13 protein-coding genes are annotated in these 13,670 nt (G+C 64.1%); all 13 read left to right on the forward strand.

All coding sequences use genetic code 11. From position 1 onward, the window contains the following. The first annotated feature begins 57 nt into the window (after nucleotides 1-57). Entirely contained in the window at nucleotides 58-894 is an 837-nt protein-coding gene (locus NDO48_RS13680; RefSeq protein ID WP_157632718.1) for a sugar phosphate isomerase/epimerase family protein, read from the forward strand. 251 nt (nucleotides 895-1,145) lie between these two features. Further along, nucleotides 1,146-2,024, forward strand: a complete 879-nt coding sequence (locus tag NDO48_RS13685) for a branched-chain amino acid ABC transporter permease (protein WP_018427962.1) — start codon at nucleotides 1,146-1,148, stop codon at nucleotides 2,022-2,024. A 41-nt stretch (nucleotides 2,025-2,065) separates the two neighbouring features. Continuing rightward, nucleotides 2,066-3,829, forward strand: a complete 1,764-nt coding sequence (locus NDO48_RS13690) for an ABC transporter permease subunit (RefSeq protein ID WP_018427961.1) — start codon at nucleotides 2,066-2,068, stop codon at nucleotides 3,827-3,829. Further along, entirely contained in the window at nucleotides 3,822-4,523 is a 702-nt protein-coding gene (locus NDO48_RS13695) for an ABC transporter ATP-binding protein (protein WP_018427960.1), read from the forward strand. Before NDO48_RS13690 ends, NDO48_RS13695 begins: the two co-directional genes overlap by 8 nt. Before the next feature lie 6 nt (nucleotides 4,524-4,529). Further along, nucleotides 4,530-5,072 carry a thioesterase family protein gene (locus NDO48_RS13700; protein WP_018427959.1) on the forward strand — a complete coding sequence of 181 codons (543 nt, stop codon included), beginning with the start codon at nucleotides 4,530-4,532 and terminating at the stop codon, nucleotides 5,070-5,072. Beyond that, nucleotides 5,069-6,682, forward strand: coding sequence for a GMC family oxidoreductase (locus NDO48_RS13705; protein WP_018427958.1), 1,614 nt, complete (start codon nucleotides 5,069-5,071; stop codon nucleotides 6,680-6,682). The genes NDO48_RS13700 and NDO48_RS13705 overlap by 4 nt, the downstream gene beginning before the upstream one ends. A 55-nt stretch (nucleotides 6,683-6,737) precedes the next feature. Then, nucleotides 6,738-7,682: an aldo/keto reductase gene (locus NDO48_RS13710; RefSeq protein WP_018427957.1), complete on the forward strand. Its 945-nt coding sequence runs from the start codon at nucleotides 6,738-6,740 to the stop codon at nucleotides 7,680-7,682. A gap of 130 nt (nucleotides 7,683-7,812) precedes the next feature. After that, nucleotides 7,813-8,709, forward strand: coding sequence for an enoyl-CoA hydratase (locus NDO48_RS13715; RefSeq protein WP_018427956.1), 897 nt, complete (start codon nucleotides 7,813-7,815; stop codon nucleotides 8,707-8,709). A 32-nt stretch (nucleotides 8,710-8,741) separates the two neighbouring features. Continuing rightward, a complete protein-coding gene (locus NDO48_RS13720; RefSeq protein ID WP_018427955.1) occupies nucleotides 8,742-9,905 on the forward strand; it encodes an acyl-CoA dehydrogenase family protein in 1,164 nt (387 codons plus the stop codon). A 14-nt stretch (nucleotides 9,906-9,919) separates the two neighbouring features. After that, a complete protein-coding gene (locus NDO48_RS13725) occupies nucleotides 9,920-10,975 on the forward strand; it encodes an acyl-CoA dehydrogenase family protein (protein ID WP_018427954.1) in 1,056 nt (351 codons plus the stop codon). A gap of 1 nt (nucleotide 10,976) precedes the next feature. Further along, nucleotides 10,977-12,128, forward strand: a complete 1,152-nt coding sequence (locus tag NDO48_RS13730; protein ID WP_267321654.1) for an acetyl-CoA C-acetyltransferase — start codon at nucleotides 10,977-10,979, stop codon at nucleotides 12,126-12,128. A 2-nt stretch (nucleotides 12,129-12,130) separates the two neighbouring features. Next, nucleotides 12,131-12,733 (forward strand): gamma carbonic anhydrase family protein, encoded by a 603-nt coding sequence (locus tag NDO48_RS13735; protein ID WP_018427952.1) that lies wholly within the window; start codon nucleotides 12,131-12,133, stop codon nucleotides 12,731-12,733. Nucleotides 12,734-12,744: 11 nt separating this feature from the next. After that, a complete protein-coding gene (locus NDO48_RS13740; RefSeq protein ID WP_026227193.1) occupies nucleotides 12,745-13,650 on the forward strand; it encodes an SDR family oxidoreductase in 906 nt (301 codons plus the stop codon). Nucleotides 13,651-13,670: the final 20 nt, after the last annotated feature.

The following is a 13,670-nucleotide window of genomic DNA, read 5'->3' on the forward strand; positions in this document are numbered from 1 at the left end:
TATGCCTGACGGCGCAGAGACATTTTGGGCCTATCGCAGCCAGCCCCCGGGATGACCATGAAGACACATGAATTCGTCTGCAGTTCGCACACCATCAGCGGTGTGATTCCGGGCGGCCCGGTCGCTTCGCGCCATGGCTTTGCCGAGCGCGTCGAGGCCTGTGCTGCGGTCGGCTACACTGGCATGTGCCTGCATTTCCGCGACTACGCGGAGCAACGCGCCAAGGGTTTCGGCGACGGCGAGTTGCGCGCCATCCTCGATGCCCATGGCATGAAGCATGTGTCGGTCGAGTTCCTGACCGACTGGTTCATGGACGGCGAGGAGGGAGCGGTTTCGCGACGCAACGAGGAGACCGCCTTTCGGGCGGCGACGGCCTTCGGCGCCAAGGTGGTCAATGTCGGACCCGATCTCGGCGAGCGCGGCATTTCGCTGGAGACCATGCAGCAGAAATTCCATGAACTCTGTAGTCGGGCAGCGGAACACGAGGTGACGATCGCGCTGGAGCTGGTGGCCTGGGGCAATGTCCGTGACGTCGATACGGCGCTTGATATCATCGGCGACATTCCCAATGCCGGGCTCGTCATCGATTCGTGGCACCTCTTCCGCGCCGGAGTGCCGCTCGCCGATCTCAGGCGGATATCTGCCAACAAGGTCCTGTGCGTGCAGGTCAATGACGCAGACAGCGTACCTGTTGGACTGCCAGCAGTGGAGACCATGAACCGCAGGCTGTGCGGGCAGGGTGGTTTCGATCTCACCGCTTTCGCTGCGACGCTGGACGCAATGGGCGTTTCCGTGCCTTTCAGTGTCGAGGTCATCTCGCCCAATCTCGCGGCCCTTGGTCTCAATGAAGCGGCGAATGTTTCGTTGGATACGGCTCGGGACTGCTTTTGCTGACTTGCCGGCATCACCAATTCGGGGGGCGATGGCGGTGGCAAGGACGTTGCCGGTCGACCATCTCCAGCCCCTTGCGCAGGACAGCCAAACGCTGCGTTTGCATGCAATTGTCGTTAGTCCGTTCGAACGATGTTGCGACTGCCGATGGCACGCATAAGCTGACCTCAAAATACCCCTTCCTCGTCAGCGTTCCGGGCTTGCCCGCGGTGCAGGCAAGGCAGGTTCATAAGTGAGGTCAGGGAGGCGAGCTTATGCTCAGCGAAATACTGATCATCGTGATACGCGGGATCGCCATCGGGTCGATCTTTGCCACCATCGCGATGAGCTTCAACATCGTCCATGGGGCGACGAACATCTTCAACTTCGCCCAGGGCAACATGTTCATACTGGGCGGTTTCGCGGCATATTTCCTGGCCAATCAGGTCGGTCTCGGCCAGTGGAGCCTGATGCTGCTGCTGACGGGGCTTGGCATTGCCGCCGTCGTAGCCTTCCAGGGCTACATCACGCTTTTGCCGCTGCGCTCGTCGGTCGAGCAGGACAGTTGGCTGATTTCCACCGTTTCGGTCTCCGTCATCGTTGCAGCGCTTCTGATGATCACGCAGGGGCCGTTCGCCTATTCCGTCCAGAGCGTCGTGCCGAGCTTCCGCATCTTGGGAACGCGCACGCCGGGCGCCTATGCTCTGGCGATCGCGGCAATGATCTTCTGGTTCTTCGCGTTGCGCTTTTTCCTGCGCAAGACCTTCATCGGCCTCGCCATCAGTGCATTGTCGCAGGATTTTGACGCTGCCCGCGCGGCCGGTCTTCCGGTGCGCCGGCTTCAGCTCATCTCGTTTGCAATCAGCGGCCTGATGGTCGGCACGGTCGGCTTCCTTGTTGCACCCGTCATTTCGGTCAGCCCCGACGCCGGCTTGAAATATGTGCTCAACGGCTTCGTTGCTGCCGTTGTCGGCGGTATCGGCTCCAATGCCGGCACGCTGATCGGCGGCCCGCTTGTGGGTGTGGTAGCGATGCTGACGGCCTACAAGGTCGGCGGTGCCTATCAGGACCTGGCGTCGCTGCTGGTTCTGGTGCTGATCCTGATGTTCCGGCCGCAGGGCCTGTTCGGGCGCGTCGGCGCAAGGCGGGTGTGACCATGCAGATAGCCACAAGCATACAAACCGGACCCGTTTCCATGGCCGAGACCAAGCCGAAAGGCCGCTTCAACTCCGACCTGACGCAGGTCTGGATCGGCGTGGCGCTGATCGCCATCACCGGGTTCGGGCCCGTCATCGCCGGCAATTCCTACTGGATTCACACGTTCCAGCTGGTGAACATCTACATCGCCGCGGCCATCTTCCAGAACATGCTGTTCGTCGATGCCGGCCAGAAGTCGTTCGGCCAGGGCGCAATCCTCGGCCTTGCCGCCTATGTCGCGGCGATCCTCTACGGCCTGCATGGCTGGTCGTTTGGCGGCGCCTCGATGGGCGGCATCGTCGCCGCCATTCTCGGCGGCCTGCTGTTTGCCTTGCCGGCGCTGCGCGTGCAGGGCTTCCATCTCGGCTTCGTCACCATGAGCGCGGCAATCGTCTTCCCGCAGCTTCTGGTGACGCTCGACAAGTGGACCAACGGCATCAACGGCATCAGCGTCACGGTTCCGGCGCTCACCAACCCTCTGGTCTTCGGCATGTCGCCGCTGGCGATTGCGGTCGCCGTGTTCCCGATGATCGCGCTTGCCTCGCATTACCTGATCCGCCGCTCGAAGCTCGGCCGCAGCATGTTCGTGGCAGCACTCAGCCCGGAGGCGGCGCGTTCTCTCGGCATCAAGCCGGGCGTGATGCGCTTCACGGCCTTCATCATCGCCTCTATCGGCACCGGCATCTGCGGCATCCTCTACTTGCCGACTGTTGCCTTCGTCAGCCCGCAAGGCTTCAACATCGAGCTATCCTTCGTCTTCTTCTTCGCCGTCGTCGTCGGCGGACGCGGCCAGATGCTCGGTCCCATCATCGGCATCTGGATCGTCTACATCCTGCCGAACATCCTGCTGGCCGGTTTCGTCGAATATCGTCTCTTGATGTATGGCTGCCTGACGCTTCTCGCCGTCATGGCCTTCCCAGATGGCATCGTCGGCTCCGTCGAGCGGCTGCGCGCCAAGCGCAAACAATCAGGTGGTGGCGAGCAGGCCTTCCGCATCGACGGCTTTCTTGCCGACCTGCAGGCCGGCAAGACGGTGCGCGAGCCAAGCGAGGAGATCGCGGTCGAAGTGCGCAACGGCACCAAGAAGTTCGGTGAGGTGGTGGCTGTCAGTGCCGTCGACCTCAAGGTCCGCAAGGGCGAGGTGCACGGCCTGATCGGCGCCAACGGCTCCGGCAAGACCAGCCTGCTCAACGTGCTGAGCGGCCTGTCGCGCCTGAACACCGGCTCGTTCATGATCAATGGCGTCGACGCCACCAACATGGCCGCCGACCGCATCGCCAATATGAGCCTCGGCCGCACCTTCCAGGCGCCGCGCATCTTCAGCCAACTGTCCTTGTGGGACAATCTGAAGATCGGCATGGACGCCCGCGTCGGTCCGGCCAGCGCCGATGTCACCGCACTCGCCAAGGCGATGGAGGAAAGCTTCGGCCAGGACAGCGCCAACCTGCTCTCGCACGGCCAGCGCCGCCTGGTGGAGGTAATGCGCACGGTGCTGAAGGAGGCGACCATCGTGCTGTTCGACGAGCCGGCCGCCGGCCTGTCGCAAAGCGAGCGCACCAACTTCGCCAATCTCGTCAAATTCCTGAGCCGCCAGATGGGGAAGACCGTCATCCTGGTCGAGCACGATCTCGACCTGGTTTGGGGCATTGCCGACACCATCACGGTGCTGGAGCAGGGCCGGGTGGTTTCATCTGGCAAGCCGGACGTGGTCGCCAAGGACCCGGCGGTGCAGCATATGTTCGTGGGGTCGCGCCATGCTTGAGGTCAAGAATCTGGTTGCAGGCTATGGCACCATCCCGGTGCTGCGTGAGGTGTCGCTGACGGCCAAGGCCGGCGAAATCTTGCTCATCGGCGGAGAGAACGGCGCTGGCAAGTCGACGCTGATGCGCGCGATCGCAGGCTTCAACAAGCCTGACAGCGGCGAGATCCTGCTCGACGGCAAAGCGATCGGCGGTCAGGCCCCAGAAAAAATCGCGCAGTCGGGCCTGCGCCTGGTGCTTGACGGGCACCGCGTATTTCCAGAGCTCAGCGTCTTCGACAATCTGCGCATGGGGGCTGCGGCACGCCGCGGCGACCGCGCCGGCTTCAACAACGCGGTCGAGGAGATCTATTCTGTCTTCCCGATCCTGAAGGAAAAGCAGAAGCTCTACGCCCGCGATCTCTCGGGCGGCCAGCAGCAGATGCTGGCGCTGGGGCAGGCCTTCATCGCCCAGCCCAAGGTGCTGCTCTGCGACGAGCCGTCGATGGGCCTTGCCCAGGCGCTGCTGCCGCCGATCCTCGCCTTCCTGCGCCGATGGGCGCAAACGGGCACGGCAGTGGTCATCGTCGAGCAGCATCTCGCTGTGACCGCTCCCTATGCCGATCGTGCCATGATCATCGAGCGCGGCCAGGTGAAGTTCTCCTGCCTCGCGTCCGAACTGGACGAGAAGCTGAACGCTCCGGTGGCCGCGGAGTAAGAGTTGATGAACGACGAAGGCGCGGTCAGGGACGCGGTTTTGGGCGCGAATGCCGGAGACCCCGACAGCGGGCCGCGCCCCTATATCAGCTACCGAGGGCAGGTCGAGCCGCACTGGCTCGACGTCAACCGGCACATGAACGTCTCCTGGTACGACCGCGTCTTCGACATCGCCGAAAGCGATCTGTTCGAGGTCTTCGGCATCCATGACGACTATATCAGACGCACCAGCTACAGCTTCTTCCGGCTTGAAAAGAGCGTTCGTTACGAACGCGAACTGATGCCTGATGCAAAGCTGGAAGCCCGCAGCCTCGTTCTGTGGACCGACCTAAAGCGCGTCCACCATTTTCACGAGTTGTGGAACATCGACCAGAACTACCGCGCGGCAACGGTGGAAGGCCTGTCGATCCATGTCGACCTGCGCCTGCGCAAGGCGGCCAGGATCGTCGAGGCTGCCGTCGCCGACCCTCTGACGAGGCTCGCCCAGGAGCATGCGCGCCTGCCTTGGCCTGTTGGCGTAGCGCGACGCGATTTCAGGAAACGGACGTGACCTTCAGCGACCTCGAGTTCGACTATGTGGTCGTCGGCGCGGGCGCCGCCGGCTGCGTGCTTGCCGCCCGGCTTTCAGAGAACCCCAATGTGCGGGTTGCCGTCATCGAGGCCGGCGGGCTGGACAAGGGCATGCTCATCCGCATCCCCGGCGCCAATGTCGTGACCGGCACGCATCCGGCCTACAACTGGAGCTACGAGAGCGAACCGGTGGAGGCATTGGGTGGACGCAAGCTCTACTGGGCGCAGGGCAAGCTTGTCGGCGGCTCGAGCTCGATCAATGGCATGATGTATATGCGCGGCCACCGCCGCGACTATGACAACTGGAAGGCGCTCGGCAACGATGGCTGGGGCTATGACGATGTCCTGCCCTATTTCAAGAAATCGGAGACCAACGAGCGCGGCGCCAACGACATTCATGGCGGCAGCGGGCCTATGCAGGTGTCGAAGGGGCAGGGCACGGCACCCGTCTGCGACATGTTCCTCGACGCGGCGGCCGGGGAATGCCTGCCGTTGACCGATGACCTCAACAAGGATGCGGCTGAGGCCTTCGGTCATGTCGACCTGACGATCGGCAAGGGCAAGCGCTCAAGCACGGCTGCGGCCTTCCTGCATCCGGCGTTGAAGCGTCCGAACTTGACGCTGATCGTCAATGCGCCAGTAAAGCGGGTGGTGATCGAGGCAGGGGGCGCGACTGGCGTGGTGTTCGCCCATGAGGGGCGGTCACGCGTGGCGCGCGCGGTCAAGGAGGTGATCCTCAGCGGCGGCGCGGTCAATTCGCCGCAATTGCTGATGCTTTCGGGCGTGGGCGAGGCGGGCAGCCTGCAGCGTCTCGGCATCAAGGTAAACGCGGACAGGCCCGAGGTCGGTCAGAACCTGCAGAACCACCCGATGTACCGGCTGATGTACACGACGACCAAGCCGGTCAGCGCCTACAATCACGTCAAACCGTGGGGCGCGCTGAAGGCTGGCGCTCAATATGTGTTGCAGCGACGAGGCGTGTTGAGCCGGGGACTGTTCCCGACATCAGGCTATTTCCACGCCATCGAAGGCGATCCTGGCAGCGAGATCCAGGTCTGCATGGCGCCGGCAACCGTGATCCGTCGAGGGCCGGGCGTGCTTGGCATCCTGCCACGGGAGCATGGTTTCACGCTGCTGCTGAACCACGGTTCGCCTTACAGCCGTGGGGAGGTGACGCTGAAGTCGGCCGATCCGATGGCGCATGCGGCGATCTCGCCGAACTATTTCTCCGATCCGCGCGACCTCAGGATCCTTGCAGAAGGAGCCGACCGGACCCGTGCGATCGTCAACCAGCCGGCATTGCGCAATGTGCTGGACAAGGAGTTGCTGCCGGTGCGGCCGATCCGCTCGCTCGACGACATCGCCGAGGACATACTGGCGACGGCGGTGACGCACTACCATGCCGCCGGCACCTGCCGGATGGGCGCGGATGCCGACTCGGTGGTCGATCCGCAGTTGCGGGTGCGTGGGGTCGAAAGGCTGCGCGTGGCCGATGCGTCGATCATGCCCGTTCTGGTCAATGGCAACACTTATGCTGCGACCGTGATGATCGCTGAGAAGGCTGCCGACATGATCAAGATGACGGCCTAGGCAGTTTGCCAACGAATTACGATATTTATCGAATGGACATGATGGAGTAGACGAGATGGAAAAGCGCGTTCTCGGCCGTACGGGCCTTGAAGTTTCAGTTGTCGGTCTCGGCTGCAACAACTTCGGCGGCATGATCAAGAGCCTCGACACCGAGGGGGCCCGCAAGGTGGTGCATGCGGCGCTCGATGCCGGCATCACGCTGCTCGACACCTCGGATTCCTACGGCGTCAATGGCGGATCGGAGATCACGCTGGGCGAAGTGCTGGGCGACCGGCGCAAGGATGTGGTGCTGGCGACCAAGTTTGCCTCGCCGCTCAATCGTGAAAAGAGCAATCGCTACAACGGCTCGCGCGGTTACATCATGGGCGCTGTCGAGGACAGCCTGCGCCGGCTCAAGACCGATTACATCGACCTCTACCAGTATCATTTCCCGGATCCGCAGACGCCGATCGAAGAGACGCTGAGAGCGTTGGACGATCTCGTGAAACAGGGCAAGGTGCGTTATCTCGGTTGCTCGAACCTGCCGGCTTGGATGCTGGTCGATGCCAGCTGGACCTCGCGCCACCACAATCTGCACGGCCTGCAGTCCACCCAGGCCGAGTACAACCTGATCTCGCGCAAGGCAGAAACCGAACTGTTCCCGGCAATGCGCCGCACCGGCATGACGCTGTTGCCCTATTTCCCGCTGGCGAGCGGCCTTTTGACCGGCAAGTACCGCAAGGGCCAGGCGCTGCCAGAGGACACGCGCATGAACATGGCTTATTTCAAGGCCGGCCTGACCGATGCCAATCTCGACAAGGTGGAGAAGCTGATCGGCTTCAGCGAGGCCCGCGGGCGCACCATCCTCGAGCTGGCGTTCTCCTGGTTGGCCTGCCAGCCGATCGTGTCCAGCGTGATTGCAGGCGCCACCCGTGCGGAGCAGGTTGTGGCCAATGCGGCAGCGGCATCGTGGAAGCTGACTGCGGTTGAGCTCGCCGAGATCGACACGATCTGCCAGTGATCGTGCGGCAAATGATTGTGCGGCGCACAAAGTTGGCCACGCGTTAGTCTCTTTGGACGATTGCGCCCCTTGGCGGGGAACGTAGTTTCCCGTCAGCTACCAAGTTGAATTGTCAGCGGAAACCCTTGATATGAGCGATCTGGTTGAGCCGCGTACGGCAGACATCACCTATGAGACGGGCGAGCCGGTTCTCTACGAAACCGAGGGGCCCATCGCCTGGGTGACGATGAACCGCCCGACGTTCAACAATGCCCAGAACTCGCAGATGACCTATGCACTCGACGACGCCTTCAAGCGCGCCGTCGACGATGACGCGGTGAAGGTCATCATCCTGCGCGGCGCGGGCAAGCATTTTTCGGCCGGCCACGACATCGGCACGCCGGGACGGGACGTCAACAAGACCTTTGACCGCCGCCTGATGTGGTCCGACCACACCAACAAGCCGGCGGCCGAAATGCTCTACACCAGGGAGCATGAGGTCTATCTCGGCATGTGCCGGCGCTGGCGCGACATCCCCAAGCCGACGATCGCGCTGGTGCAGGGCGCCTGCATCGCCGGCGGGCTGATGCTTGCCTGGGTCTGCGACTTCATCGTTGCCACCGACGATGCCTTCTTCCAGGATCCGGTGGTGCGCATGGGCATTCCCGGCGTCGAGTATTTTGCGCATGCCTTCGAACTGCCGCCGCGCGTCGCCAAGGAATTTCTGATGATGGGCGAACGTATGCCGGCGGTACGCGCCGAACAGTTCGGCATGGTCAACAAGGTGGTGAGCCGCGACGAACTGGAAGGCGCCGGCCGGGCCATGGCCGAAAAGCTGGCGCAGTACCCGCGCCTCGGCCTCTGGCTATCGAAGCAGGCGATCAATCATGTCGAAGACCTGCGCGGCAAGCGCACCGCCATGGACGCGCATTACCATATGCATCATTTCGCCCATGCCCAGAACGACCTGACCACCGGCAACACGCTGGGCGGGCAGGACGCAAAGAGCATGGCCGCCGCCAACAAGAAGCAGGCCGGCGAGGCCTGAGCCCGCCCGCTGACCAACGGGAATTTCCAAGCGTGGATCTTGATTACACCGACGAGCAGCAGGCCTTCCGCCAGGAAGTGCGCTCCTGGCTCGAGAAGCATGTGCCCGGCAAGCCGCTGCCGTCCTTCGACGCCAGCCGCGAGGGTTTTGAGGCGCATCGCGCCTGGGAACGCGTCCTGGCAGAAGGCCGCTGGGGCATGGTGACCTGGCCGGAGAGCTATGGCGGACGCGGGCTCGACCTGATCCAGTGGTTGATCTTCGAGGAAGAGTATTATCGCGCCGGCGCGCCGCTGCGCGTCAACCAGAACGGCATCTTCCTGCTCGGCCCAACGCTGATGGAATATGGCACGGATGAGCAGAAGGCGCGCTTCCTGACCTCGATGGCCTCAGGCGACGAGATCTGGGCGCAGGCCTGGTCCGAGCCGCAGGCCGGTTCCGATCTTGCTTCGGTGCGCGCGACGGCGGTGCTGGAAGGTGACGAATATGTGCTCAAGGGCCACAAGATCTGGTCGTCGCGCGCTGTGTTCGCCGACTGGGCTTTCGGCCTGTTCCGCACCGATCCGGCCTCGCAGCGCCACAAGGGCCTGTCGCTGATCTTCTTCCCGCTCAACGCTTCCGGTGTGCGGGTGCAGGCGATCCCGCAGATCGACGGCGAGACCGGTTTTGCCGAAATCTTCCTCGATGACGTCCGCGTTCCCGCCTTCAACCGCCTTGGCGGCGAGGGCGAGGGCTGGAACATCTGCATGGCAACGGCCGGCTTTGAGCGTGGCTTGATGCTGCGCAGCCCGGCGCGCTTCCAGGTGGCGGCGCGCAAGCTGGTCGAACTCTACAAGGCACACGAGGCCGAGGTCGAGCCGACAGTCAAGGCAGCCGTGCTGCAGTCCTGGATGGACGCGGAAGCCTACGCGTTGTCGATCTACGCCACTGCGTCGCGGCTCGCCGCTGGCGGCCATATCGGCGCCGAGGCCAGCACCAACAAGATCTTCTGGTCGGAAATGGACATCGCCATGCACAAGGCGGCATTGTCGATCCTGGGCGCGCGCGCGGAACTGCTGCGCAGCGCACCCGAGGCAGGCGACATCGGCCGCTGGCTGGACGGCTATTTCTTCTCGTTGGCCGGGCCGATCTATGCCGGCTCGAATGAGATCCAGCGCAACATCATCGCCGAGCGCATGCTCGGGCTGCCGCGGGCGTAAGGGGAGGCGAAAAGATGGATTTCCGTTTCTCCGAAGAACAGACGATGACGGCTGACGTTGTCCGCGAACTGCTCAATGACGTCTGCCAGCCGGCCGATCTGCGACGCCTGATGGGCGACGGCGCTGCGCGCGATGAGGAGCGTTGGGCCAAGATCGTGGAGATGGGCCTCGCCGGCGCGCTGGTGGCTGAAGGCAAGGGCGGGCTCGGCCTGTCGGCGATCGACTTCGTGCAGATCGCTGAAGCCTGTGGCTACGCCGGGCTGCCGGAACCGCTGGTCGAGAATGCAGGCGTGGCACTGCCGCTGCTTGCTGCCTTCTCTGAAAACGCCCGCGTGGCCGCATTGCTTGAACGTGCGCTGGCTGGCGAAGTGACGGTGACGGTGGCGCATCCGGCCAATCCGTTCGTCGCCGATGGCGATACGGCCGAGGCAGTGCTGGTCGTGCGCGACGGTGCCATGCATCTGGTCGAAACCGCCAAGGCAACGCTCGTGGCGCAGGCGAGCGTCGATCCGTTCCGCCGACTGTTCACGGTCGAGTTCGAGCCGAGCGACGCAACGCTGGTCGCCGGTGCCGATGAGGCTGGCGTCCCTCTTGCAGCCGCGCTCGACCGTGGCGCGCTGTTTGCCGCCGCCCAGATGCAGGGCATCGCCCAGCGCTGTGTAGACCTCGGCGTCGCCTATGCCAAGGAACGCCAGCAGTTCGGCAAGCCGATCGGCTCCTACCAGGCGGTCAAGCACCATCTGGCGACAGCCCAGGTGAAGATCGAGTTCGCCCGCCCGGTGTTGCATGCGGCTGCCGCGCAGTTGGAACAGGGCGATCTCTACAGCCGCGCGCGCATCTCGCAGGCCAAGCTCGCTTGCACTGATGCCGCCGATGTCGCTGCCCGCACCTCGATCCAGGTGCATGGCGCCATGGGCTATTCCTGGGAGGTGGACGTCCATTTCTTCCTCAAGCGCGGCATCGCCTTGACCAACTGGTGGGGCGGGACCGCCTTCCATCGCGAGCGCGTCGCCGCCCGCGTTTTTGCGCGTCCGCTCGGACCCGAACACACCTTTGCCAGAGAGGCCTGATATGCCTGAAGCCTATATCGTCGACGCCATCCGCACGCCGGTCGGACGCAAGAAGGGCTCGCTCGCCGGCTTCCATTCGGCGGATCTCGGGGCCCAGCCGATCAAGGCGCTGATCGCCCGCACCGGCATCGATCCGAATGCGGTCGATGACGTCATCTATGGCTGCACCGACACGATTGCCTCGCAGGCCGGCGACATTGCCCGCACCTGCTGGCTGGTGGCGGGCCTGCCGGACCATGTGCCCGGCGTGACCGTCGACCGCCAGTGCGGCTCGGCCCAGCAGGCGGTGCATTTCGCGGCGCAGGCCGTGATGAGCGGCACGCAGGACCTGGTGATTGCCGGCGGCGTGCAGAACATGAACATGATCCCGATGGCGTCCGCCATGCTGGTCGGGCCGCAGTTCGGCATTCCCGATCCGTTCAGCACCTCGCCGGGCTGGATTGCCCGTTATGGCGACCAGGAGGTCAGCCAGTTCCGCTCGGCCGAGATGATCGCCGAGAAATGGCAGTGCAGCCGCGATGAGATGGAGCAGTTCGCGCTCGAAAGCCATCAGCGCGCGATTGCCGCCATCGATGCAGGCCGGTTCACTGATGAGATCGTTCCTGTCGGCGACTTCGCCGTCGACGAGACGCCCCGCCGTGACACCTCGCTCGACAAGATGGCGACGCTGAAGACGCTGATCGAAGGCGGCCGCGTTCACGCCGGCGTGGCCAGCCAGAACGCCGATGCCTCCGCTGCGTTGCTGCTCGCTTCAGAACAGGCGGTGAAGGACCATAATCTCAAGCCGCGTGCTCGCATCCATCACATCAGCGTGCGTGGCGACGACCCGGTGTGGATGCTGACGGCACCAATCCCGGCGACGCGCCATGCGCTTGCAAGGACCGGTCTCAAGGTCGAGGACATCGATCTGTTCGAGTGCAACGAGGCCTTTGCCTCGATCCCGCTCGCCTGGATCAAGGATCTTGGTATTCCGCGTGACAGGGTCAACGTCAATGGCGGCGCGATCGCGCTGGGTCACCCACTCGGTGCGACGGGCGCGCGCATCATGACGACGATGCTGAACGAACTCGAGCGCCGCAACGGCCGCTACGCGCTGCAGACCATGTGCGAAGGCGGTGGCCAGGCAAACGTGACCATCATCGAAAGGCTCTGACCATGCCGTGCTATGCCTTCGAGGGCATCGTGCCGGTGGTCGACCCGTCGACCTACCTGCACCCGACGGCGGTGCTGATCGGCGACGTGACCATCGGCCCGCGCTGCTACATCGGCCCGGGTGCCTCGCTGCGGGGCGATTTCGGCCGCATCACCGTTGTTGGCGACGCCAGTGTCCAGGACAATTGCACCTTGCACACGGGCTCGGGCTCGGACTGCATCGTCGGACGCGGCGCGACTGTCGGCCATGGCGCCATCCTCCATGGCTGCACGGTGGGCGAGAATGCGTTGATCGGCATGAATGCCGTGGTGCTCGATGGTGCCGTCATCGGCGACGACAGCCTGGTGGCGGCACTCAGCCTGGTGAAAAACGAGGTTGTGACGCCTGAGCGCAGCCTGATCGCTGGCAATCCGGCCAAGGTGATCAAGGAAATGCCCGAGCAGGCGATCATCTGGCGCAACAATGGCGACGGCGAATACCAGCGGCTGGCCGACCGGTCGCTTGCCGATCTCGTGGAATGCGAACCGCTCCGCGTGGCGGAGCCCGACCGCAAGCGCAATGCCGGCAAGGCGCGCGCCGTGCGGCTGTCGACCAAGACAAAGTGAGAAGGACTGAGATGGCAGGGATCTGCGAAAATAGGGTTGTGATCGTCACCGGCGCCGGACGCGGCCTCGGCCGTGCCTATGCACTGGGCCTCGCGGCCGAAGGCGCCAAGGTCGTGGTCAACGATCTCGGCGTCGGCACCCATGGCGATGCGACGACGGAGACGCCGGCGCAGCAGGTGGTGGACGAAATCAAGGCGATGGGCGGCCAGGCTGTGGCCAATTATGACGACGTGACGGATTTCGAGGCTGGCGGCCGCATCGTCAAGGCAGCACTCGACGCCTTCGGCGACCTGCATGCCGTGGTCAACAATGCCGGCTTCGTCCGCGACCGCATGTTCGTGTCGTGCACGCCGGACGAATGGGACGCTGTGCTGCGCGTACATCTGCGCGGCCATTTCTGCGTCAGCCGCCATGCGGTGGACTACTGGCGCGCGCAGCAGAAGGCTGGCAAGCCGGTCGACGCCCGCATCATCAACACCTCGTCAGGCGCCGGCCTGCAGGGCAGCGTCGGCCAGAGCGCCTACTCGGCGGCCAAGGGCGGCATCGCGTCGCTGACGCTTGTGCAGGCGGCCGAGCTTCGCCGCTATGGCATCACCGCCAATGGCCTCGCGCCCAACGCCCGCACGCGCATGACCGAGACGGCCTTTGCCGAGGCCATGCAGGCAAAGGACGGCGAGTTCGACATCTTCGCGCCGGAGAACACCGCACCGCTGGTCGCCTGGCTGTGCAGTTCGGCGTCGGCCGATGTCACCGGCCAGATTTTCGAGCTGATCGGCGGCAAGATCCGCGTCTGCCTCGGCTGGAACGACGGGCCGGAGTTCGACAAGGGCAGCCGCTGGGACGCGGCCGAGCTCGGCGACCGGATCAAGGATCTGGTGGCAACGCGTCCGGCGTCGAAGGCCGTCTACGGCGCGTAGGCCAGCTATACCTGTCCAGG

The sequence above is a fragment of the Aminobacter sp. MET-1 genome, from assembly GCF_026521175.1.
In the GTDB taxonomy this organism is placed as follows: domain Bacteria; phylum Pseudomonadota; class Alphaproteobacteria; order Rhizobiales; family Rhizobiaceae; genus Aminobacter.

Bases quoted from the DNA above. Each gene is read 5' to 3' on its own strand.
- NDO48_RS13680 (WP_157632718.1), top strand. From the start codon at position 58: ATGAAGACACATGAATTCGTCTGCAGTTCGCACACCATCAGCGGTGTG.
- NDO48_RS13685 (WP_018427962.1), top strand. From the start codon at position 1,146: ATGCTCAGCGAAATACTGATCATCGTGATACGCGGGATCGCCATCGGG.
- NDO48_RS13690 (WP_018427961.1), top strand. From the start codon at position 2,066: ATGGCCGAGACCAAGCCGAAAGGCCGCTTCAACTCCGACCTGACGCAG.
- NDO48_RS13695 (WP_018427960.1), top strand. From the start codon at position 3,822: ATGCTTGAGGTCAAGAATCTGGTTGCAGGCTATGGCACCATCCCGGTG.
- NDO48_RS13700 (WP_018427959.1), top strand. From the start codon at position 4,530: ATGAACGACGAAGGCGCGGTCAGGGACGCGGTTTTGGGCGCGAATGCC.
- NDO48_RS13710 (WP_018427957.1), top strand. From the start codon at position 6,738: ATGGAAAAGCGCGTTCTCGGCCGTACGGGCCTTGAAGTTTCAGTTGTC.
- NDO48_RS13715 (WP_018427956.1), top strand. From the start codon at position 7,813: ATGAGCGATCTGGTTGAGCCGCGTACGGCAGACATCACCTATGAGACG.
- NDO48_RS13725 (WP_018427954.1), top strand. From the start codon at position 9,920: ATGGATTTCCGTTTCTCCGAAGAACAGACGATGACGGCTGACGTTGTC.
- NDO48_RS13730 (WP_267321654.1), top strand. From the start codon at position 10,977: ATGCCTGAAGCCTATATCGTCGACGCCATCCGCACGCCGGTCGGACGC.
- NDO48_RS13735 (WP_018427952.1), top strand. From the start codon at position 12,131: ATGCCGTGCTATGCCTTCGAGGGCATCGTGCCGGTGGTCGACCCGTCG.
- NDO48_RS13740 (WP_026227193.1), top strand. From the start codon at position 12,745: ATGGCAGGGATCTGCGAAAATAGGGTTGTGATCGTCACCGGCGCCGGA.